Origin of the sequence: Roseovarius sp. CAU 1744, assembly GCF_039839345.1 — a bacterium.
GTDB lineage: Bacteria > Pseudomonadota > Alphaproteobacteria > Rhodobacterales > Rhodobacteraceae > Roseovarius.
Window position 1 is genome coordinate 307,251 of sequence record NZ_JBDOQV010000006.1, and the last position, 21,680, is coordinate 328,930.

Annotated in this window: 25 protein-coding genes; 11 read left to right on the forward strand and 14 right to left on the reverse strand. The window is 61.4% G+C overall.

The window, feature by feature from the left end:
• The first annotated feature begins 17 nt into the window (after positions 1–17).
• On the forward strand, positions 18–2,219 hold the full coding sequence (locus AAFO92_RS14370) for a primosomal protein N' (RefSeq protein ID WP_347536280.1): 2,202 nt from the start codon (positions 18–20) through the stop codon (positions 2,217–2,219).
• Between the two features lie 32 nt (positions 2,220–2,251).
• Here the strand turns inward: AAFO92_RS14370 and AAFO92_RS14375 are convergent, their stop codons facing one another.
• From AAFO92_RS14375 to phaC, 4 genes are all read right to left on the reverse strand, one after another.
• Positions 2,252–3,217, reverse strand: coding sequence for a LysR family transcriptional regulator (locus tag AAFO92_RS14375; protein WP_347536282.1), 966 nt, complete (start codon positions 3,215–3,217; stop codon positions 2,252–2,254).
• Positions 3,218–3,223: 6 nt separating this feature from the next.
• Positions 3,224–3,790: a polyhydroxyalkanoate synthesis repressor PhaR gene (gene phaR, locus AAFO92_RS14380; protein ID WP_347536284.1), complete on the reverse strand. Its 567-nt coding sequence runs from the start codon at positions 3,788–3,790 to the stop codon at positions 3,224–3,226.
• Positions 3,791–3,921: 131 nt separating this feature from the next.
• Positions 3,922–4,368, reverse strand: a complete 447-nt coding sequence (locus AAFO92_RS14385) for a phasin, PhaP (protein ID WP_347536286.1) — start codon at positions 4,366–4,368, stop codon at positions 3,922–3,924.
• 147 nt (positions 4,369–4,515) lie between these two features.
• Complete coding sequence (phaC, locus tag AAFO92_RS14390) at positions 4,516–6,321, reverse strand: class I poly(R)-hydroxyalkanoic acid synthase (protein WP_347536288.1); 1,806 nt, start codon at positions 6,319–6,321, stop codon at positions 4,516–4,518.
• Positions 6,322–6,426: 105 nt separating this feature from the next.
• Between phaC and phaZ the strand changes: the two genes are divergently transcribed.
• Positions 6,427–7,743 (forward strand): polyhydroxyalkanoate depolymerase, encoded by a 1,317-nt coding sequence (gene phaZ, locus AAFO92_RS14395; protein WP_347536290.1) that lies wholly within the window; start codon positions 6,427–6,429, stop codon positions 7,741–7,743.
• A gap of 3 nt (positions 7,744–7,746) precedes the next feature.
• On the opposite strand, the gene AAFO92_RS14400 is transcribed toward phaZ, so the two are convergent.
• From AAFO92_RS14400 to AAFO92_RS14410, 3 genes are all read right to left on the reverse strand, one after another.
• The gene (locus AAFO92_RS14400; RefSeq protein ID WP_347536292.1) at positions 7,747–8,472 is read right to left on the reverse strand and encodes an alpha/beta hydrolase; all 726 of its coding nucleotides are present in this window, start codon (positions 8,470–8,472) and stop codon (positions 7,747–7,749) included.
• 108 nt (positions 8,473–8,580) lie between these two features.
• Positions 8,581–9,357 (reverse strand): alpha/beta hydrolase, encoded by a 777-nt coding sequence (locus tag AAFO92_RS14405; RefSeq protein WP_347536294.1) that lies wholly within the window; start codon positions 9,355–9,357, stop codon positions 8,581–8,583.
• Positions 9,358–9,441: 84 nt separating this feature from the next.
• On the reverse strand, positions 9,442–9,687 hold the full coding sequence (locus AAFO92_RS14410; RefSeq protein WP_347536296.1) for a hypothetical protein: 246 nt from the start codon (positions 9,685–9,687) through the stop codon (positions 9,442–9,444).
• A gap of 363 nt (positions 9,688–10,050) precedes the next feature.
• Between AAFO92_RS14410 and thrS the strand changes: the two genes are divergently transcribed.
• From thrS to AAFO92_RS14435, 5 genes are all read left to right on the forward strand, one after another.
• Complete coding sequence (gene thrS, locus AAFO92_RS14415) at positions 10,051–11,997, forward strand: threonine--tRNA ligase (RefSeq protein ID WP_347536298.1); 1,947 nt, start codon at positions 10,051–10,053, stop codon at positions 11,995–11,997.
• A 254-nt stretch (positions 11,998–12,251) separates the two neighbouring features.
• A complete protein-coding gene (locus AAFO92_RS14420) occupies positions 12,252–12,554 on the forward strand; it encodes a DUF2282 domain-containing protein (protein ID WP_347536300.1) in 303 nt (100 codons plus the stop codon).
• Between the two features lie 69 nt (positions 12,555–12,623).
• A complete protein-coding gene (locus AAFO92_RS14425; protein ID WP_347536302.1) occupies positions 12,624–13,481 on the forward strand; it encodes a DUF692 domain-containing protein in 858 nt (285 codons plus the stop codon).
• On the forward strand, positions 13,478–14,239 hold the full coding sequence (locus AAFO92_RS14430; protein WP_347536304.1) for a DNA-binding domain-containing protein: 762 nt from the start codon (positions 13,478–13,480) through the stop codon (positions 14,237–14,239). Before AAFO92_RS14425 ends, AAFO92_RS14430 begins: the two co-directional genes overlap by 4 nt.
• The gene (locus AAFO92_RS14435; RefSeq protein WP_347536306.1) at positions 14,236–14,802 is read left to right on the forward strand and encodes a DoxX family protein; all 567 of its coding nucleotides are present in this window, start codon (positions 14,236–14,238) and stop codon (positions 14,800–14,802) included. The genes AAFO92_RS14430 and AAFO92_RS14435 overlap by 4 nt, the downstream gene beginning before the upstream one ends.
• On the opposite strand, the gene AAFO92_RS14440 is transcribed toward AAFO92_RS14435, so the two are convergent.
• Together AAFO92_RS14440 and AAFO92_RS14445 are read right to left on the reverse strand one after the other, a co-directional pair.
• Entirely contained in the window at positions 14,786–15,154 is a 369-nt protein-coding gene (locus AAFO92_RS14440; protein ID WP_347536308.1) for a hypothetical protein, read from the reverse strand. The genes AAFO92_RS14435 and AAFO92_RS14440 overlap by 17 nt on opposite strands.
• 45 nt (positions 15,155–15,199) lie before the next feature.
• Positions 15,200–15,514, reverse strand: a complete 315-nt coding sequence (locus AAFO92_RS14445) for an ArsC/Spx/MgsR family protein (RefSeq protein WP_347536310.1) — start codon at positions 15,512–15,514, stop codon at positions 15,200–15,202.
• A gap of 163 nt (positions 15,515–15,677) precedes the next feature.
• Between AAFO92_RS14445 and AAFO92_RS14450 the strand changes: the two genes are divergently transcribed.
• A complete protein-coding gene (locus AAFO92_RS14450; RefSeq protein WP_347536311.1) occupies positions 15,678–15,884 on the forward strand; it encodes a cold-shock protein in 207 nt (68 codons plus the stop codon).
• Positions 15,885–15,933: 49 nt separating this feature from the next.
• On the opposite strand, the gene AAFO92_RS14455 is transcribed toward AAFO92_RS14450, so the two are convergent.
• The 4 genes from AAFO92_RS14455 to thyX form a co-directional block, all read right to left on the reverse strand.
• Positions 15,934–16,332, reverse strand: coding sequence for a DUF2177 family protein (locus AAFO92_RS14455; RefSeq protein WP_347536313.1), 399 nt, complete (start codon positions 16,330–16,332; stop codon positions 15,934–15,936).
• 104 nt (positions 16,333–16,436) lie between these two features.
• Positions 16,437–16,883, reverse strand: a complete 447-nt coding sequence (locus AAFO92_RS14460) for a CAP domain-containing protein (RefSeq protein ID WP_347536315.1) — start codon at positions 16,881–16,883, stop codon at positions 16,437–16,439.
• A gap of 451 nt (positions 16,884–17,334) precedes the next feature.
• On the reverse strand, positions 17,335–18,105 hold the full coding sequence (locus tag AAFO92_RS14465) for a hypothetical protein (protein WP_347536317.1): 771 nt from the start codon (positions 18,103–18,105) through the stop codon (positions 17,335–17,337).
• 78 nt (positions 18,106–18,183) lie between these two features.
• Positions 18,184–19,098: an FAD-dependent thymidylate synthase gene (thyX, locus tag AAFO92_RS14470; RefSeq protein ID WP_347536319.1), complete on the reverse strand. Its 915-nt coding sequence runs from the start codon at positions 19,096–19,098 to the stop codon at positions 18,184–18,186.
• Positions 19,099–19,283: 185 nt separating this feature from the next.
• Here thyX and AAFO92_RS14475 point away from each other — a divergent pair, with 185 nt between their 5' ends.
• Genes AAFO92_RS14475 through AAFO92_RS14485 form a run of 3 tightly spaced genes read left to right on the forward strand, consistent with a single transcriptional unit; the run spans position 19,284 to position 21,165 of the window.
• A complete protein-coding gene (locus tag AAFO92_RS14475) occupies positions 19,284–19,712 on the forward strand; it encodes a VOC family protein (protein ID WP_347536321.1) in 429 nt (142 codons plus the stop codon).
• A complete protein-coding gene (locus AAFO92_RS14480; protein ID WP_347536323.1) occupies positions 19,706–20,413 on the forward strand; it encodes a DUF1194 domain-containing protein in 708 nt (235 codons plus the stop codon). Before AAFO92_RS14475 ends, AAFO92_RS14480 begins: the two co-directional genes overlap by 7 nt.
• The gene (locus AAFO92_RS14485; RefSeq protein WP_347536325.1) at positions 20,410–21,165 is read left to right on the forward strand and encodes a DUF1194 domain-containing protein; all 756 of its coding nucleotides are present in this window, start codon (positions 20,410–20,412) and stop codon (positions 21,163–21,165) included. The genes AAFO92_RS14480 and AAFO92_RS14485 overlap by 4 nt, the downstream gene beginning before the upstream one ends.
• Here AAFO92_RS14485 and AAFO92_RS14490 read toward each other — a convergent pair.
• The gene (locus AAFO92_RS14490; RefSeq protein ID WP_347536327.1) at positions 21,159–21,659 is read right to left on the reverse strand and encodes a winged helix DNA-binding protein; all 501 of its coding nucleotides are present in this window, start codon (positions 21,657–21,659) and stop codon (positions 21,159–21,161) included. The two genes, AAFO92_RS14485 and AAFO92_RS14490, sit on opposite strands and share 7 nt — an antisense overlap.
• Positions 21,660–21,680 lie beyond the last annotated feature (21 nt).

Below are 21,680 nucleotides of genomic sequence, written 5' to 3' on the forward strand. Positions count from 1 at the left end.
CTGAACCGGAGCCCGCGTTGACCGCCGATCTGCCTGAGTTTTTCGATCCCGGTTCGCTGGTCGCGGTTCTGACGACACAACCCCTTGGCGGCACGCTGGATTACAAGGCGCCCGAGGGGGGCTGCCATCTGGGTGCCTTTGTCGAGGTGCCGCTTGGCCCGCGCAAGGTGCCCGGCGTGGTCTGGGGGGCGGGAACGGGCGGTTTCGACCTCAGCAAGGCGCGCAGCATCATCCGCGTGCTCGACGTGGCGCCGATGCGCCACGAGATGCAGGATTTTCTGCGCCGCGCCGCGGATTACACCCTGACCCCGCTGCCCGCGATGCTCAGGCTGGCAACCCGCGCACCGGGGCTGAGCAACCCGCCCTCGATGCAGAAGATTTACCGGCCGGGCGCGGACGCCCCCGACCGCATGACCGATGCCCGCCGCCGGGTGATCGGCGTGCTGAACGACTATGGTGGCTTGTCCTTCACGCTTCGGGAACTGGCCGAGCAGGCGGGCGTTTCCGCCTCGGTGGTCAAGGGGCTGGTCAAGCAGGGCGCCGTCCGCGAAGAGGCGACCCCGCGCGATCTGCCCTTCCCGCCACTGGACCCGGACCATGACGCCAAGGATCTGACAGGCGATCAGCAGACCGCCGCCAATACGCTGATCCAAGCCGTGAAATCAGACAGCTACGGCACCACCCTGCTGCGCGGCGTCACCGGGTCGGGCAAGACCGAAGTCTATCTGGAGGCCGTGGCCGAAGCGATCCGCAAAGGCCGGCAGACGCTGGTGCTGTTGCCCGAGATTGCGCTGACGGCCGAATTTCTGACCCGCTTTGCCGCGCGGTTCGGCGCCCCCCCGGCCGAGTGGCATTCCAGCGTGACCATGACCGAGCGCCGCCGGGTCTGGAAGATGGTCGGCCAGGGTGCCGCGCAGGTGGTTGTGGGTGCCCGCTCGGCATTGTTCCTGCCCTTTCAGAACCTGGGGCTGATTGTCGTCGACGAGGAACACGACACCTCGTACAAGCAGGAAGACGGCGTGCTTTATAATGCCCGCGACATGGCGGTGCTGCGGGCGTCTATCTGCGGCGCACAGGTCGTGCTGGCCTCGGCCACACCCAGCCTGGAAAGCTGGACCAATGCCGAGGCGGGCAAGTACCGCAAACTGGAGCTCACCTCGCGCTTTGGCCCGGCGGTAATGCCCGATATCCGCCCGATCGACATGCGGGGCGAAAAACTGCCCTCCAACCGGTGGGTTTCACCGACCTTGCAGGCAGCGGTTCAGGGACGGATCGCCAAGGGCGAGCAGGCATTGCTGTTCATCAACCGGCGCGGCTATGCGCCGATCACGCTCTGCCGGGCCTGCGGGCATCAGGTGGGTTGCGACCACTGCGATGCGCGCATGGTCGAGCACCGGTTTCTCAAACGCCTTGTCTGCCACCAATGTGGCGAAACCCGCCCGATCCCTCACGCCTGCCCGTCCTGCGGGGCCGAGGACCGGCTGGCGGCTGTCGGGCCCGGCGTCGAACGCCTGACCGAGGAAGCCGCGCAGCTGTTTCCCGATGCGCGGATCGCCACCTTGTCCTCTGACCTCTACGGTTCGGCGCGCGCGCTGAAGGCGCAGATCGAAGAAATTGCCGCAGGCGGTGCCGACATTATCATCGGCACGCAGCTGGTGGCAAAAGGGCATAATTTTCCGCTTCTGACGCTGGTAGGCGTGATCGACGCCGACCTGGGGTTGCAGGGATCGGATCTGCGCGCCGCCGAACGGACCTTCCAACTGATGCGGCAGGTGGCCGGGCGCGCCGGGCGCAGCACCCGCAAGGGCACGGCGCTGCTGCAGACCTTTCAGCCCGAACACCCCGTTATCCGCGCGATCCTGTCTGGGGACGAGGAAGGATTCTGGCGGGCCGAGGCGCACGAACGGCAACATGCGGGCGTGCCGCCCTTTGGCCGCATGGCCGGGATCATCCTGTCCTCGCCCGACATGCAGGAGGTGTTTGACCTGGGCAACGACCTGGCGCGCCGGGATGAACCGCTCCGGCGCGTCGGGGCACAGGTCTTCGGGCCCGCGCCCGCGCCCATCGCCCGCATCCGGGGCCGGCACCGTGTGCGTCTGCTGGTCAAGGCGCCCAAGGGCGTGGCACTGCAGGGGGCGGTGGCAGCATGGATCGGGCAGGTGCGCCTTTCGAACCAGTTGCGCCTGAGCGTCGATATCGACCCGCAGAGCTTCTACTAACCCGGACCAACCGGGCGGGAAACGCGTGAAGGTCAGAACACCATCAGCATATCGGACAGAAACGGATGCTGCCGGATCGCGGGGGCAACGATGCTGTCGGTCAGAATGGGCTTGAGCGTTTCGGCCACCTGTTCGGGCATGTCCTGAAAAATGCCCTTGCGCGCGATCAGGGAGATGTTGCGCGACAGCGGCTCGAACGGCAGGTCGAACACGTCGATCTGATCGGCGAAACGGCGCGCGCGCATCAGCGCCAGCGGCGGCAGGATCGACCAGCCGGACCCCTGCCCGACCAGCGCCAGGATGGCGTGATAGCTGTCCAGTTCGAACCGATGCGGCAGCGAGATGTTCTGCCGCGCCAGGTGCGAGGTAATCAGCCGGCCCATATATTGCCGCTGCGTATACTGGATCAGCGGCAGCCGTTTGAGTTGCCGCAGCACGTCGCCCTCCGGGTCGATCACCCCGCGGGGCGCGGCAACGGCAAAGCCCTCGCGCAACAGCGGATGAACTTCGACCCAGTCAGCCTCGGCCCCCAACTCTGCCGCGACGATGACATCCAGCGCCCGCGCGTCCAGCTGATCGTAAAGATAATGGCTGGCGCCGGTCTCGAGCAGAAACTGGCAGCCTTTCAGCTCACCGGCCATGTGGGCCAGCAGCTTGGGGGTCACGTCCGCCTCAAGATCCTCGATCATGCCCAGGCGGAACCGCTTCAGCATCGACAGGTCCGACATCGCCAGTTCGGCGCGCGCCTGGGCGGCTTCGTTGAGGATGGTCTGCGCGCGGCGGTGCATGATCTCGCCCGCCGGCGTCAGGCGGATCGGGCGCGCGTTGCGCTGCAGCAGCGTGGCCCCCACGGCGGATTCGAGATTGGTCAACTGTTGGCTGACCGCCGACGGGCTTGCGCCCAGCCGGCGCGCCGCGGCCGAGATCGAACGCTCGTCCGCCGCCGCCATGAAGACCTCAATACCCCAGAGAGTTATCCGCCCCGGACTATCGACCATGTCAGCCTACTTGCCTAATTTGGAAAGCTTGTCCTGCAGGTCCGCAAGCTGCTTCTTGATGTCGTCCAGATTGTCATCGCCGGCGTCCCGGGTTTCCCCGTCATCCATCTCGGCCTCGGGGGCGGAGCCCATTGCGCCCAGACCGCTTGTCATGGCTTTCATGAACGCCTCCTGCTGGGCGCGCATGGCCTCCATGCCGGGCATCCCGGCCAACGGATTGGCCTTGGTCATGTTTTCCATCATCTTGGACTGGCCTTCGCGCAGCATCTCGAAACTGCTTTGCAGGAACTCGGGCACCATGCTGGTGGCATGGTTGGTATAGCTGCGCACCAGGTCGTTCAGCACATTGATCGGCAGCACATTCTCACCGCGGCTCTCATGCTCGGCAATGATCTGCAAGAGATACTGCCGCGTCAGGTCATCGCCGGATTTCAGGTCGATGATCTGCACCTCGCGGCCATCGCGAATAAACTCGGCAATATCCTCGAGCGTTACGTAATCAGACGTTTCGGTATTGTATAGCCGCCGACTGGCATAACGCTTTATCAGCAACGGTTTATCAGTATCAGCCACGGCGCTCCTCCCCGAAGATGCAGCACTGCAGCAAAGCTTATGCTACTGCAGCACAAAAAGAAAGGGCGAGCCGCAATGGCTCGCCCGCGCTTGTGTATCCGGCAGGGAGGGAACGGATACTGAATGCGCTCTTACTTGGTGGCAGTCGCTTTCTTGGCAGCGGCGGTCACGTCGTCAGTTGCTTTTTTGACGGCTTTGGCTGCGTCGTCCTGCAGGTCCTTGCCGGCGGCCATCAGCAGCTCGACGGTTTCCATTTGAACTTTCTTCGCGACTTCAGCGAAGGCGGCCATGTTTTCGGCTGCAACTTCGGCGCTGGCCGAGGCGAAATCGGTCATGGCTTTGGCGTAGTCAGCCGGCTCGGCTTTCGCTTTGGTCATGTCGTTCAGCTTGGCCAGGGTTTCCTTGGTCCACTTGTTCGAGATCTCTGCCGACTGCTCGGCAGCGGTCAGGGCAACGCCCGACAGTTTTTCGTTCAGAGCGGCCTGGTTCTTGAACGCGTCTTCCATCGCCTTGGTGTCGACGGGGAATGCGCCCATGATGTCTTTCAGTACGGTGTTGATGTCTTGTGCTTTTGCCATTGTCTTAATTCCTTGCGTTCTTGTGTGTCTCTGTTGCGGAGCATTCCGCCCTTCTGCGTATGGAGATAATATGCGCGCTGCAGTGCAGCATTTCAAGTATTTTTTTCTGCGTTGCAGCAAAAAAATTGACGCTGCGTAACCTATTGATTACAAATCGTTTGCCTTGCGCCGGACATAGGTTCCCGGGGCCGGGCTGAGCGGTTCATGATTCGAATCACCCGGTTCCCTGGCGTCAACTTTCTTGCCGGAATGCTTGCGTAACCACTTTTCCCAAAGCGGCCACCACGACCCTTCGTGGTATCGAGCACCATCCATCCAGTCATCTGCGCCCTGGCTCAGGTCATCGTTGGTGTAGTGGCCGTATTTCTTTTTGGATGGCGGGTTCACGATCCCCGCGATATGGCCGGATTCGGACACGATAAATGTCTTGTCCTTGGCCCCGGTCATCTGAAATCCGCGGTAGCAGTCTTTCCATTGCGCGATATGATCCGTCTTGCAGGTGACCGACATCAAGGGCACCTTGACGTCACCGATGTGAACCTTCTCGCCCAGAACCTCGAACCCGCCCTCGATGAACTCGTTGCGCTGGCACAATCCGCGCAGGTAATCCATCGCCATCTTGCCCGGCAGGTTGGAACCGTCCCCGTTCCAGTAGAGCAGATCGAAAGCCGGCGGGGTTTCACCCATCATGTAGCTTTTGATCGCCGGGGTGTAGATCAGGTCGTTCGAGCGCAGGAAGGACATCGTGCGCCCCAGGATGAACGAGCGCAGGATGCCCTGCGCCTGCACCTCTTCCTCGATGCCGTCGATGAAATCGTCTTCGAGGAACGGCAGGAACTCGCCCTGCTCGGAAAAATCAGTGAGCGCGGTGAAGAACGTCGCGGATTTGATGCTGGTGTCCTTGCGCCTGGCCAGCAGCGCCAATGTCAGATGCAGCGTTGTCCCGGCAATGCAGTAACCGACCGCATTTACCTGCTTTTGCCCGGTGATCGCCTTGATCTCACGAATGGCTGCCAGAAACCCGTCCTCGACATAATCCGACATGCCGACATCCGCATAGGAACTGTCCGGGTTAATCCACGACACGACGAAAAGCGTGTACCCCTGATCCGTCACCCACTTGATCAGGCTGTTTTGCTCCTTGAGGTCGAGAATGTAGAACTTGTTGATCCAAGGCGGGAAGATGACCAGCGGGATCTCGTGCACCTTCTCGGTGCTGGGCGCATACTGGATCAACTCCAGCATCCTGTTGCGGAAAACCACCTCGCCCGGTGTGGTTGCGATGTTCTCGCCCAATTCAAACGCGTTTTCATCGGCCAGCCGCACGACGATCTCGCCGTTATTCGCCTCCAGGTCCGCAACGAGGTTCTCCAGCCCTTTGACAAGTGATTCGCCCTCGGTTTCGACAGCCCGTTCCAGCGCGTCCGGATTCGTGCCCAGAAAATTGGTCGGCGACATCATGTCGATGATCTGGCGCGAGAAGTAGTTCAGCCGCTGCTGATCCTTCGCATTCAGATCACCGGCTTCGCTGACGGCCTTTTCGATCGCCCGGGCATTCAGCAGATACTGCTCCTTGATGACCTTGAAATAGGGATTGCTCTCCCAAAGCGGATTGGCGAATCGCTTGTCAGTGGGCCCCGGTTTTTCTGCATCCGCACCCTCCGAAGCGCCGCTTTGCAGCAACATCTGCTGGGCCTCGATGTAATGGCGCACCGAACTGCCCCAGTATTCCAGCTGGTTCTCAAACAGCTTTCCCGGATTGCCCAACATCTCGGTCCAGTACGAAGTGGCGGCTTTTGCAAACAAATCCGGCGACGGGCCACCAAGCGAGGGATTTGCCGGGTTATGCTTGGAAAATGCATTCACCAGCCGTTTCGACAGCTCTTCTACACGCGCGAGATTCGCATTCAGTTTGTCGAGTTCAACACTTGCGACGTCGTCTTGCGTTGCCATATTGATTAAATCCTTTTAGACTTTCTGCTATGCAGCATAATGTTGTATTGCTGGAGGGGCAGTGCGACGGATGGAACCGGGCCATCGGCCCCAAGGAGTATCAAGATGCGCTATATGGCCACCTACGACCTCATGGAAACCCTCCGCAACACCAATCAGTGGCTCGGGGCCACCGCCCTGTCTCTGGCATCTTATCCGGTTTTCAGCCTGACGCCAAACCCCGCCTTTCAGTGGATGGCCGCCTGGGGCGAAGTGACCGAACGCACATTCCAGCGCATGGTGACCAAGCCCGACTGGGGCATCGAAAGCATCACCGGAGAGGATGGCCGTGACCATCTGATCAATATCGAAACGGTGGTGAAACGCCCGTTTGGCGACCTGATCCATTTCGATGTCTCGGGCCGCGAGGAAATGGCCCGGCGCGTCCTGCTGGTTGCGCCAATGTCGGGCCATTACGCAACGCTCCTGCGCTCGACCGTGCGTTCGCTGCTGCCCGATTGCGAGGTCTATGTCACAGACTGGCACAATGCCCGCGACATCCCCGTCTCGTGCGGCAAGTTCGATATCGAGGATTACACGCTCTACCTTGTCGATTTCATGCGCGAGCTGGGATCGGACCTGCATGTCATCGCGGTCTGTCAACCCGCCCCGCTGACCTTGGCGGCCACCGCCTACCTGGCCGAGCAGGATCCCGACGCGCAGCCACGCTCGCTGACGCTGATCGGCGGTCCCGTTGACCCGGATGCCACGCCCACAGATGTCACCGATTTCGGCCGGCGCGTCACGATGGGCCAGCTTGAGGAAACCATGATCCAGCGCGTCGGGTTCAAATACCAGGGCGTCGGCCGCATGGTCTATCCGGGGCTGCTGCAGCTGTCATCCTTCATGTCGATGAACCGAGACCGGCACCTGAAGGCATTCACCGATCAGATTTCGCGCGTGGCCCAGGGCAAGGCAAGCGACCGTGATCCCCATAACAAGTTTTACGACGAATACCTTGCCGTCATGGACATGACCGCCGAATTCTACCTGTCGACCGTTGAACGCATCTTCAAGGGTCTGGAAATCGCCCGCAACGAATTTGTCGTCGATGGCCATCAGGTGGATTTCGGCAAGATCACCAATGTCGCGGTCAAGACGGTCGAAGGCGGCAAGGACGACATTTCCGCCCCCGGCCAGTGCATTGCGGCGCTTGATCTGTGCACCAGCCTGCCCGACAGCAAGAAGGCCAGCTATGTCGAGCCCGATGCCGGCCATTACGGTATCTTTGCCGGCCGCAGCTGGCGAAACAATATCCGGCCGCTGGTGCTGGATTTCATCGACGCCAACAGCGATGCGCCTGAACCGCGCAACCGCACCTCGCCGCGCAAGACGCCCAAGGGCAAGATGAAGAAACCCGCGAACAAGAACGCCGCGGCCTGACGTTCAGACCTTGGCAGCGGCCTGCAATACGAATGGCTGTTTCAGCCAGCCGTGCAGCGCCGCGTTGGTCTTGCTGGCCTGTTCGATAGTCGGCAGGTGGCCCGCACCTTCGATCACGGCAAGCTCCGCATAGGGGATCAGTTCGGCCATCAGGCTCTGGCGTTTGAGCGGCGCCATGCCGTCCTGGTCACCGCACAGCACCAATGCCGGGATCTTGCAGCGGCGCAGCACCGACTGGTAGTCGCGCCGGCGCTGCAGGGCCCTGACCTGCTTGATTATGGCGTCGGGCCCCATGTCCCTGGCCATTTCCAGCACCTCGGCCATCACCGCCGAACGTCCGGGGCCGGCGGCAATGTTCTCGGGCGGCATCAGCGCGTTGACGGCCTCTTCGAGTTTTCCCGAACGCAGCTTGATCACCGATGGCTCGTATTCCGCGGCGGATTGCGGCGTTTCCGCCAGCGAATTGGCACTGATCAGCGCGATCCGCGTAATCCGGTCAGGCGCGCGGCGCAGCATCTCCATCGCCACTACCCCGCCCAACGACGCCCCCGCAAGGGCAAATTTCGGCGGCACCCTGTCCAGGATGTTCGAGGCGATCTCCTCGATCCGTTCGCCCATCGTGATCGGCGCGACTGTCACCGCACGGTCCCGGCCGAATTCCAGAAGCTGCCACGCAAACAGCCGCAGATCACACATCATGCCCGGTAGAAACACGACGGGATTGTGCATGTCGACACGTCCTTTTTGCGGCTGACTGCCTGATTTACCTCAACGCCAGATTGCCACAGCCGCGTGTCGCGTCAACCGTTTGCAGTCACACCAGCCAGCTTTTGGCGATTATTCGTTATATCCGGGGCCGCTGGCCTCGGACAGCGCCAAGACCTCTTCGACGGTGGTTTCGATCAGCGCCAGGCACTCAGGGTCGGAAAACCGGTGATCCGCCCCGTCCACCAGCGTCAGCCGCATATCCGGCCCCTCAGCATGATCCAAGAGCCGTAGCGCGACGGACCTGTCCACATCCGCATCCGCCGTGCCCTGAAGAAACCTGACGGGAAACGGCAACCGCAGCGGATCGCGCAGCACAAGGCTATGCCGCCCCTCCTCGATCAGGCGGCGGGTGATGATATAGGGCTCGCCATATTCACTGGGCAGGGCAACCTGTCCCTTCTCCATCAATTCGGCACGCCGCGCGTCGTCGAACCCGGCCCACATCGAATCCTCGGTGAAATCGGGCGCCGCGGCGATGGTGACCATCCCGGCGATCCGGTTGGGCACGGCCCGCGCCATCAGCAACGATATCCAGCCCCCCATCGACGAGCCGACCAGCACCTGCGGCCCCTCGGTCAGTTCGGCAATCGCGGCGGCGGCATCCTCGGCCCAGTCGCCGATCGCACCATCGGTAAACGCCCCGGAGGATTGCCCATGCCCGGAATAGTCGAACCGCAGAAACGCCCGCCCGGTCCGGCGCGCCCATGCCTCCAGATGCACCGCCTTGGTGCCCTCCATGTCCGATTTGAACCCGCCCAGAAAGACAATGCCGGGCGACCGGCCCGCCGTCCTAACATACGCGATGCGGCGCCCTTGTGGCGTGCTCAGAAATTCCGTCTTGGCCATGCCTGTGCTTTCGGTTGCTCGGTCCCTCTTGGCGCCAGTTTCAGCGCAAGCGGGCGGGCGATGCAAGACGTGTTTGCCGCAACCCTACCCGCCGATATAGGCCCCCGCACGCGGACGGTAGAACACTTTCTGGCCGTGCAGACGCCCCAGCAGATCATGGATTTGCCGCAAGGTCTCGTTGACTTCCGGAGCAGTGTCACCACCCTCGCTGGTCTGCGCGCCGCTACCGATCAGCTGGCTCGACAGCTCCGCCTTGGTCAGACGAAGCGCCCTTTCGATCAGGTCGACATCCGCGACCGACAATTCGAAATTCGGATTATATGCCGTCATCAAACTCTCCCCGACGCTTTATCATTGTCCCGCCTCAGCGGTGGTTCTGGCAACGAAGATACGCGTGCGCCGCCGCAAGTCCACAGAAAAAACCATTCTGCGTCAATATGTTACGCGCGCATTTCGTATACTGTGGCGCACAGAGTCCGTATGCAGTTGCGCACCATGCGGCAACAGGGGAGACACCCGAAGGTGGTAAGCCATTCAGATCAATCGCTTGCGCGATGCCGTGCCTGAGAAATCTGCCAGCATATTCTTGTCGCGGGCTTGACTTGGGAAAAAGCCCGGTTCAGATAGGCGCCCAAGCATATAACCCGCAACCGGGCGTTCCGTGGGCGCCAAACCGACGAGGAGTTAAGGCCGATGGCCCAGATTTCCCTTACCCTTCCCGATGGCAATGCACGATCCTATGAGGCCGGTGTCACACCTGCCGAGGTCGCGGCCGATATCTCGAACTCGCTGGCGAAAAAGGCCATATCCGCCACCGTCGATGGCCAGCACTGGGATCTGCAATGGCCGATCCGGGGCGATGCCGAAATCAGCATTCACACGATGAAGGACGAGGCGCAGGCGAACGAACTGATCCGCCACGACCTGGCGCATATCATGGCCCGCGCGGTGCAGGAGATCTGGCCCGATGTCAAAGTCACCATCGGCCCGGTGATCGAAAACGGCTGGTACTATGACTTTGACCGGGCCGAGCCCTTCACCCCCGAGGATCTGGGCCTGATCGAGAAGAAGATGAAAGAGATCATCAATCTTCGCGACCCGGTGAAAACCGAGATCTGGGAGCGCGCCCGCGCGATCAAGCATTACGAGGATAACGGCGAACCCTTCAAGGTCGAACTGATCGAGTCGATTCCCGGCGATGAACCGCTGCGCATGTACTGGCACGGCCACTGGCAGGATCTGTGCCGCGGACCGCATCTGCAACATACCGGGCAGGTTCCGGCGGACGCCTTCAAGCTGATGAGCGTCGCGGGCGCCTATTGGCGCGGCGACAGCAACCGCCAGATGCTGCAGCGAATCTACGGCGTGGCGTTTACCGGCAAGGAAAAGCTCAAGGCCTACCTGACCTTTCTGGAAGAGGCCGAGAGGCGCGACCACCGCCGCCTGGGGCGCGAGATGCAGCTCTTTCATTTCCAGGAAGAGGCCCCCGGCATGGTATTCTGGCACCCGAATGGCTGGACGATCTACCGGGCGCTCGAGGATTACATGCGCCGCAAACTGACCAGGGCCGGCTACCAGGAGATCAAGACGCCGCAGGTTGTAGACCGCAAGCTCTGGGAAGCGTCGGGCCATTGGGACAAGTACCGTGAGAATATGTACATCACGGAGATCGACGAGGAACACGCGAACGAAAAGCGCACCAATGCGCTCAAGCCGATGAACTGCCCGTGCCATCTGCAGGTTTTCAACCAGGGTCTGAAATCCTATCGTGACCTGCCCCTGCGCCTGGCTGAATTCGGCTCGTGCCACCGATACGAGGCACATGGCGCTTTGCACGGGCTGATGCGGGTACGCGGCTTTACCCAGGATGACGCGCATATCTTCTGCACCGAAGATCAGATCGAGGAAGAATGCTCGAAATTCATCGACCTGCTGTCGGATATCTACCGCGACGCCGGGTTCACCAGCTTTGACATCAAGCTGAGCACGCGCCCCGAGGTCCGCGTGGGTTCGGACGAGGTCTGGGACAAGGCCGAAGTAGCGTTGGAAAAGGCCATCCTGAATGTTCGCAACGACTATGAAGTCGATCCCGGCGAGGGCGCCTTTTACGGCCCCAAACTGGATTTCAAACTGACCGATGCCATCGGGCGGGAGTGGCAATGCGGCACGTTCCAGGTGGATTTCAACCTGCCCGAACGGCTGGACGCCACCTATATCGGCGCCGATGGCGAGAAACACCGCCCCGTCATGCTTCACCGTGCGATCCTTGGCAGCTTCGAACGCTTCCTGGGCATCATGCTGGAAAATTACGCCGGCAAGCTGCCGTTCTGGATGGCGCCACGCCAGGTTGTCGTCGCCTCGATCATCTCGGACGCGGATGACTATGTCCGCAAGGTCGTGGAGGAGCTGACAGCCGCCGGCATCCGCGCCGAGGCCGATCTGCGAAACGAAAAGATCAACTACAAGGTGCGCGAACACTCCGTCGGCAAGGTGCCGGTCATCCTGGCCTGTGGCATGAAGGAGGTTGAGGAAGGCACTGTCTCGGTCCGCAGGCTTGGTGAAAAGCAGACCAGCGTGCAGCCGCTGGACAGTGTAACAACCCAGCTTGCGCACGAGGCCACGCCGCCGGACTTGCTGTAACAAACACCTGAATCCGCAGTCGGAAGATGTAACAATCTGTTGCACCCCGACTGCGTTTTCGTTGTAGTTTCCTTATAAATCAGAATGTTGTGGGGGTTATCTGTTCTCACACTTCCTGACACGCATGTGTCTAACGCGCTCGTGAGTGGTTTTTTGCCCGCCAATGCAATTATCTTTCTCGCATCGCCAAGACCACGATAGGGTAACCCTGTCGCCACGGGCGATACGAGCTAAACTATTAGGGAGATACCCGAATGTCGAAAATGATGAAGACCGTTGCCATTGCCGGCGCCGTGACAGCCGCCATTGCCGCACAGACCGGCGGCGCAAATGCCGCGGGCAAGGAAAAATGCTACGGTGTCGCTCTGGCCGGTGAAAACGGCTGCGCGGCAGGACCGGGCACAACCTGCGCGGGCACCTCGACCGTTGACTATCAGGGTAACGCCTGGACCTTGGTTGACGCAGGCACCTGCGCCGAAATCGAACTGCCGGCAACGGCAGACGGCACCCCGCGCCAAGGCTCGCTGGAAGAGCTGGACCGCGATCTGCCGTCCTGAGAACCGAGGGCGCGCGCGACCGTCGCGCGCGCCCACCCGCCCTGCCTGGCCTGACCAAAGATATTTATCATGCTGGATAACTCTCCCCGTTTCACCGCCCTGCCCGCTGCGCCTGGCGTAGGCTACAAGCCGCAGCATTTCAGCGCGATCATGAAAGACGCCGCGCCGGTGGAATGGCTGGAAATCCATGCCGAGAATTACATGGGCGACGGCGGCCGCCCGATCGCCCAGTTGCGCCACCTGTCCGAGAAATTCGCCATCTCGGTTCACGGTGTCGGCCTCAGCATCGGTGGTGAGTGCGCGCTGGACGCCGATCACCTTGCCCGCCTCAAACATCTCTGCGACTGGCTTCAGCCGGCCAGTTTTTCCGAACATCTGGCCTGGTCCACCCATGACAGCCATTTTCTGAATGACCTTCTGCCCCTGCCCTACACCAAACAGACCCTGGCCCGCGTCGCCGATCACATCGACCAGGTACAGGAGGCCGTGGGCCGGCAGATGCTGCTGGAGAACCCGTCAAGCTACCTGGCCTTCGACGAAAGCACCTATGCCGAAACCGCGTTTCTGGACGAGGTTGCCAAGCGCACCGGCTGCGGTTTGCTGCTGGATGTGAACAACGTCTTCGTATCGGCCACCAACCTGCAGACCGATCCTTATTCCTATATCGACGCCTTCCCGCTGTCGCGGGTGGGGGAAATCCACCTTGGCGGCCACGACGAAGAACATGATGATCACGGCGCGCCGCTGCTGATCGACAGCCACGGGCGCGAAGTGGCAGACCCGGTCTGGACCCTGCTTGACTATACGCTGGAGCAGGCGGGCGCGCGGCCCGTTCTGATCGAATGGGACACCGATGTTCCCGATTGGCCCCTGCTGGCCGAGGAGGCCGGGCGCGCCGCGCGTGCCTTGCAGAAAGTCCCGGCATGAGCGTGTCGCAAACCGCCTTTCACGGCGCCCTACTGGACGCATCCCTTGCCGTGCCGGTGGGGCTTAGCGACGGTTTTGGGCAGCCTGCGGGCCGCCGCTTCGCGGTCTATCGCAATAACGTCGCCGCCAGCCTGACCGAGGCGCTGGAGCTGGCCTTTCCCGCCATCGTCAAGCTGCTGGGTGCAGAGAATTTCAAAGGGTTGGCCGGCATGTTCCTGCGCCAGCACCCGCCCGAAACCCCGATCATGATGCATTACGGCGCGGCCTTTCCCGATTTTCTGGCCGGGGTCGGGGCGCTGTCGCATATCGGCTACCTGCCCGATGTCGCGCGACTGGAACAGGCCATGCGCATTTCCTATCACGCCGCCGACGCTGATCCGGTGGCGGCCGAGGCGCTGCAGGCGGTCGCCCCCGAGAAACTGGGCGATGTGCGGTTTGACCTTGCCCCTTCACTGCACCTCGTGCGGTCGCCCTGGCCCATCCACCAGATCTGGGCCTACAACCTGGAGGACGACGCGCCCAAACCCTCCGGCGGCGCCCAGAATGTGCTGATCCTGCGCCCGGAATTTGACCCCGAACTGACGCCGATTTCGGACGGATGCGCCGAATTCATCCAAGCGATCGGGCGCCGCGATACCCTGTCGGAGGCCAATGACGCCGCCGTGGCAGCAGAGGCGGCGTTTGACCTTTCACATGGCCTGAGCCTGTTGCTGTCGGGGCGGGCGATTACGCGAATTGATACGGGAGAAGACCCATGAATGCGCTTATTTATCTGCACAATGCGGTATTCGACGGATTGGAAAAGGCGGACTGGCTGCTGCCGACGCTCGCGCGCTTCCTGTTTGCGGCATTGTTCGTGCTTTATTTCTGGGTATCCGGCCTGACCAAGCTGGGCGATGGAATTCTGGGCCTCTTCAGCCCGTCATTCAACGCCTATGCGCAAATCTTTCCGCGCGCGATGGAAGCGGCCGAATATGACATCTCCAACTTCACGATCTTCCACACGCTGGTGGTCCTGGCCGGCACCTATGCGGAATTCATCTTGCCGCTGCTGATCGTGATCGGGCTGATGACCCGCCTGGCCGCCCTGGGCATGATCGGTTTCATCGCCGTCCAGACCCTGACCGACCTTTACGGCCACGATATCATCAACCAGCCCAAGGCCCTGGGCGCCTGGTTCGACAAGATACCCGATTCGATCATCATGGATCAGCGCGCGCTCTGGATTTTCCTGCTGCTCGTGATCGTGTTCAAAGGCGCGGGCCCGGTCTCGGTCGACAAGGTAATCGCCAACAACACCGCCCCTAGAAGTGAGCCTTAGGTTCGTCCGGCTTGCCGGCGGCAATCGCCAGCAGACCGCCCAACAGGGTGAACCCGATGGGGAACATGGTAAAGACGCTGAACCCGAAGGCGAAATACATCAGGCCAGCCGATACCAGCATCAGCAACCCGCCCCATAGCGCCCGGGCGGCGGCCATCGCCCCGCCCGCGATTGCCAGCAGCGGTGACAGGAAACTCGCGGCCCGGATCAGGGCCACGTTCTCCACCTGCCGGGCAAGGCCTTCGATCTCGCCATAGCGCTCGACCGCCTCGGTGTAGCCATAGCCGAAAAACCCCACCAGCATGGCGAATATCCCGCCGATAATGCCCAGAACCAAAGCCGCGTTTCGCATCAGTAGCCTCCGCCTCACCCAACTGACATAGGCGTTCCCCGCGGCCTAGCCAAGTAGCGCGGCCTGCACATCGCTGTTCCAGCCCAGGTAGAGTTGACCGTCATGGTCGACCAGCGGGCGCTTCATCACTGTGGGATGCGCGGCCAGAAGGTCCAGCGGATCAAGGGCGCGTTCCGCGTCGCTCAGTCCACGCCAGGTTGTAGAGCGCGTGTTCAATAACTGTGCACCGAAGACTTCATAGGCGGATTTCAGCACGTCCCCCGGCACGCCATCCGCCCGGACATCCTGAAACTGTGCTTCAGGAAGCAATTTCAACGCCTTACGACATGTGTCACAGTTTTTCAAACCGTACAGAACCATGGTTTCTCCTTCGAATTTCCGCCCTCAATACCGCCGGCACATGCAAACGTCACGGGGTTTCGCTTGCTTTTTACAAAGGCCATGCAATCATCGGTAGCGCGGCGATTGCCGTCGCATGGCCCGGCATATTCCCGGGGACTGGAAGTCAAGAAGGAGAAGCGGCATGCCGACTGGCACCGTGAAATGGTTCAATACAACAAAAGGATTCGGGTTTATTGAACCCGAAGATGGCGGCAAGGATGTGTTTGTGCATATCTCTGCGGTCGAACGCTCGGGCCTGACGGGCCTGGCGGATAATCAGAAGGTTTCGTTTGAATTGCAGGACGGAAGAGATGGGCGCCAGATGGCGGGTGACCTCAAGCTGCTCTGAAACCTAGAAGGTTATTTTACATTTGGGATCAAGGCCTTCGCCAGGGCGTTCAGCCAATGGCGCGGGCCGCCATAACGCCCGCCCAGGCCGATAATCCGGTCAGGACGATGCCCCAGGACACGTCGACCGCCACCATCTGCCAATCCCACCCCTTGAGCGTGGCGAGGTTGGTGAATTCATAGGTGCCATAGGCCATAGCCCCCAGCAATGCCCCCGATATCAGCGCATTGCCCGGCGCGCCCTCGCGCAGCGCAGGCAGGCTGGCGAACCAGATCACCCCGCCGATATAGAACAGGTAGAAAATCACTGCCGCCGGCAGGTTGAGGCTGTCCGCCAGCAGGCCGGAGACATGCTTTTCGAACAGCGGCCGCATCACGTTTTTCAGCATGACCGCGTCGAGGCCAAGGAAAACAAGGGCCGTGGTAAGATAGAGAACTATGATCTGCATGGTCGCGTCGCTCGATTCAGGGGCGTCTACAGGGGGTGTACGGCTGCGGGGACGCTCTGGATCACTTGCGCGGTGCGGTCATGCCGGGCGGGGCCGGCCCCCGGTCAGCATCCCGGGCGGCCCAGGATCATCACCCAGATGTTGCCACTGCCGCGCACCAGGGCAAACTCGGTGACATCGGCGTTGAGGATATTGCGGCGATGGCCGCGCGACCCCATCCAGGCGCGCAGAACCTGCTCCATCCGCGGGTGCCCCTTGGCGATATTCTCGGCAATCACGCAGGGCCCGTAGGCGTGCCTGCGCGCGCGCTTGCCAACGCTCGACCCGTCCGAGCCGGTATGGCTGAAGAATCCCTTGCGGGACATGTCCGTCGCGTGGCCCGCCGCCGCGCGGGTCAGCCGGGCCTCGGACCGCAGCGGGGGCAGCCCGTGCCGCGCGCGCAGCGCATTGACCGCCGCGGTGGCCGTGACGCTGACATTCTCGACCCGGCCCTGCGCCGCCGCCGGCGGCACGAAAGAGAGGGTAAGACAAAGGATCAGAAGCGCACGCATCAGAGATCTCCGGCACGGGTTACGGCAATCTCTCCGCGCAGCCGCGCCAATGCAACGGAGAACGGCGCCCGGCCCCATGACCGGCGCATATCCGCAATAAATCGGGCAATCCCGGCGGATTTAGGGCAAGGATGGGACGGTATCGCGGTGCTGGGCTGGCGCCCATCCTACGGGCGATACCTCGCCCGACCGCTCGGGTGAACGGCGTCCCGGCAATCCTCCGGCGGCAGGTAAGCCGCGCGATCGCCAGACCGCGGGGTGGCGAACCGACCTGCGTGCTGTGCACTTTATCCCGGCCAAGTCCGGAAAACATCAGAGCGGTGCGCGACATGTCAAAATCGCCAGCCCTTGCGGGCGGTCTGGCGATCACGCGGCGCCCTTCGGGCTTGATTCCGCGCGGGGGATTGCAAATCGGAAAGAAGGATGAATACCGCCAACTAAATCAGCCGGTTTAATTTCCAACGAACATTTCTCTTAAAGATGAACCATACCCTTGCACTGGCTTCCAATCGAGTATCGGACTCAAAGTCTGCGCCACACCGTACGTGTTATATGCGACAGTTCTTTCTCTGTATTCTCGGCTAGGTTCCGAAACCTCAACAATTTCGCTCAACATTTCTTCCGATCTGTATGAACCAATACAGATTCCCAGCAAACAAAATGTCGCTTTGTCGACAACTAACAGAGGCGCTCCACTCATCCCGCGAGCAGGCACAAAACTAAGCTCATAGCCTTGAACACTTGGCGTCAAACTTAAATCGCCCAAACGAATTGTTCGTTGTACAATCCCTTTGTGGACGCGAGTGTTTGTAAACAACTCGCCGATTTCTCCTACTGCTGCGTCTGTCGGATATCCTATCGTGATCACTTCCTGAAACAGCGTTTCGCCAAAGTCACGATGGACAATGTTTGTAGGTGCGCAAAAATCTGTTTTTCCTAAACAAACGTCCACCTTATTGGGAGCATTTTCAAGATTTGTCACGCGTGTAATAGCAGTTTTGCTGCCATCACCTTCATTCGGTTTAATCATCAAACCAACAGTTTCATTTTTTTGCGCCGAATTAATAAAAGCGTCTTCAAAGACATGCCTAGCCGACAGGAAAATTCCTTTTTTGTTAATGTAGAAGGCTGTCCCGCAAATTCTTGTAACTATAGCCAAACCTGAATCTATTTTGTAGCAGCAAACTGGCACGCAGAAATTTTCAAAAAAATTAGGTGCCATCAAATTCGCCTCATCTGGCCGCGCCAAAGGCGCGCCCGTTTTTCACTCAATTCGCTCCACTGGAGCGATTTGACCCTGCTAGGCAGGGTCGTTCAAAACCCCCTCAAACTCCCGCCATTCGCCCTTGGACATGCCGGAGGTTTCCTGTGTGACTTCCTCGCCCTTCAGCATCCGGCGGACGCAGTCGAGGGCGGTGCTCGACAAAGTCGCGCCGCCCATGCGGTAATCTTCGAACGCCTTGTAGGCGAACGGCACCCAGTCGGCGGTGATCTTGCAGATCGCCTCGGCATAGACGCGGATCTCGTATTGCGCGTGGGCGTCGGCGCGGAGGCGCAGGAAGTGCAGCAGGTTGTGCAGGTCAACCTTCCAGTACCATTGCGTATAGACATTGGCGGGCAGGTTCATGCGGGCCAGTTCCCGCGCCAGGCCCTGCTGGCCGTCATCGGCGATCATCTCTTCGTAATGGTCATAGCAGCGGGTCGCGTCGTCGCGCAGGTAGCGCAGCACGCGCTCTGCCTCCTCGCCGGTCAGCGCCTCGCCCCGGCCCTGGTTGTTGATCGTGGACTGCGCCGCCAGGTCGTCGGCGGCGGGGATGTAGAACTCGCGGTCAAGTATGGAATAGCGGGCCGAGTATTCGTTCACATTGGCGGTGCGGTGGCGGATCCACTGGCGGGCAACGAAAACCGGCAGCTTGACGTGCAGCTTGACCTCGCACATCTCGAACGGGGTCGAGTGCCAGTGGCGCATCAGGTAGCGAATGAGCCCCTCGTCATTCTGGACCGATTTGGTGCCCTTGCCATAGCTCACCCGCGCGGCCTGGGTGATGGCGGCGTCGTCGCCCATGTAGTCGATGACGCGGACAAAGCCGTGATCGAGCACCGGGTGGGCCGTGTAGAGGTGGCGCTCCATCCCCGGGGCGGTGGCGCGCAGGGTCTGCGCGGGCGTGCTGCGCAATTCGTCGATTTCGGCCTGCTGTTCGGGGCTGAGCGGCATGGGGCATGTCCTTCTATCTGGCGGGCGAGTCGCATCCCACTATATCTGGTGGGGCGCGTTAGAGGTACAGACAATATCAAGGGATTTTCGCAGGGCAACTGTTCTTTGCGCGAATCTGTCGGCGGGGGTCGACATGGGGGCAAAGGGGGCTATCCTTTAGGCAGGCAACGCAAAGGGATGTGGCGATGAAAATCAGGTATCTGCACACGATGGTCCGGGTCAAGGACCTGGAGGCGTCGATGAAATTCTACGCGCTTCTGGGGCTGAAGGAGACCCGCCGGTGGGACGATGAGGACGGGCGGTTCACGCTGGTGTTCATGGCGCCCGAGGGGCAGGAGGAGTGCCCGGTGGAGCTGACCCATAACTGGGACGGGGACGAGGGGCTGCCCAGCGACAGCCGGCATTTCGGGCATCTGGCCTATAGCGTGGCGAATATCTATGACATGTGCCAGCACCTGATGGACAATGGCGTGACGATCAACCGGCCGCCGCGCGACGGGCGCATGGCCTTTGTCCGCAGCCCGGACAACGTATCCGTCGAGCTGTTGCAGGAGGGCGAGCCGCTGGCCGCCGCCGAGCCGTGGCGCAGCATGGAGAATACCGGACATTGGTAAGGCTGGCGGCCATATTGGCCGTCTTCCTGCTGGCCGGTGGGGCACAGGCACAGTGCCGCCTGGCGCTTGCCCTGGCGCTGGACGTGTCCTCGTCGGTCGACGGGCTTGAATATGACCTGCAACGCCGCGGGCTGGCGGCGGCGCTGAATTCGGACGACGTGCGCCGGGCGATCCTGAACGGGGCACCGGGCGATGTGACGCTGGCGGTTTACGAATGGAGCGGCCGGGCCCAGCAGAAGCTGCACCTGGACTGGCTGCGGCTGCGCAGCCATGACGATATCGACCTGGCGGTGACGGTTCTGGCGGGAATGACGCGCAGCCATGATGAGTTCCCCACCGCACTTGGGCACGGGCTTGCCTATGGCGCGCTGTTGCTGGAGCGGGCCCCGGAATGTGGGCGCCGGGTGATCGACGTGTCGGGCGACGGGATGAACAATCACGGTTACGGGCCGCGCACCGCCTATCGCCACTTTCCGATGGAAAACGTAACCGTCAATGGCCTGGTCATCCTGGGCGGGCCGGCCGGGGTTCTGGAATTCTACCAGGACCAGGTGAAACACGGGCCTGCCGCCTTTATCGAGATCGCGAGAAGCTTCCGGGATTTCGAGGCGGCGATGACCCGCAAACTTGTCCGCGAAATCGGCGATTTGGTGATCGGCGCGCCGCAACCAGAGGTGGCACGGCCGGAGCCGCGCGGATGACGTGGCGGGCGACGGCGCTGTTGGCGGCCGTCCTGCTGGCGCCACCCGCCAGCGCCGCGGATCCTGCCTGCAGGCAGGCCCTGGCCCTGGGGCTGGATGTGTCGGGGTCGGTCGACGAAGAGGAATACCGCCTGCAGATGGACGGGCTTGCCGCCGCCTTGCGCGCGCCGCAGGTGCAAGAGGCATTTCTTGCCACGCCGCAGGCCCCCGTTGAGCTGGCTATTTTCGAATGGAGCGGGCTGAACCAGCACCGGCTGCTCGTCGACTGGACCCCGGTTTCCGATGCCGAGACCCTGGCCAGGATTTCGGTTCGCCTGCGCGGCACTTTCGCCAGCTACACAGATCCGTCCACCGCGATCGGCGCGGCAATGGTCTTTGGGGCGGGTCTGCTGGAACGGCGTCAACACTGCTGGCGGCGTACGCTGGACATCTCGGGCGACGGCCCCGCCAATATCGGCCCCGCCCCCGGGCTAATCCCCAATGCGGTGGTGGGCGGCATTACCATAAACGGGCTGGTCATCGTTCCGGCATCGCGCGCCAACACCACGAAGAACCTGCGCAACGTGAAGACGCTTCTGGAATATTACCAGGCGCAGGTGATCCGTGGCCCCGGCGCGTTTGTCGAATCCGCTGACGATTTCGAGGATTTCGAGAACGCAATGATCCGCAAGCTGCTGCGGGAGCTTGCGGATCTGACACTGTCCCAGATTCCCCCGAGGCATCCGCCCGGGGGCGCGACATTGCCTCAGTAGATGTAGCGGATCTGATCGGTCCAGTAGCGTTCGACCCGGCGCAGCGAGGCGGTGATCCGGTCAATCCCGTCATCGCCCAGAACGCCCTTGCCCTTCAGGCCATCTGCATGGCGTTCGAACAGCCCGCCTACGATATCGCGAATGTTCCGACCCTTTTCGGTCAGGCGCACGCGCACCGAGCGGCGGTCAATTTCGCAGCGCTGGTGGTGCATATACCCCATTTCAACCAGTTTCTTGAGGTTGTAGCTGACATTGCTGCCCTGGTAATAGCCGCGGGTCTTCAGTTCGCCCGCTGTCACCTCGTTGTCGCCGATATTGAATAGCAGCAGCGCCTGCACCGCGTTGATTTCCAGCACACCGACACGTTCAAACTCATCCTTGATGACATCCAGCAACAGACGGTGCAGGCGTTCGACCAGCGCCAGGGCATCCAGATATCCATTCATGAATTCCGTTTTGCCGAGCGGGGCGTGAATAGGGGTGTGCAAACTCATAATCGTCTCCGTGACATACTG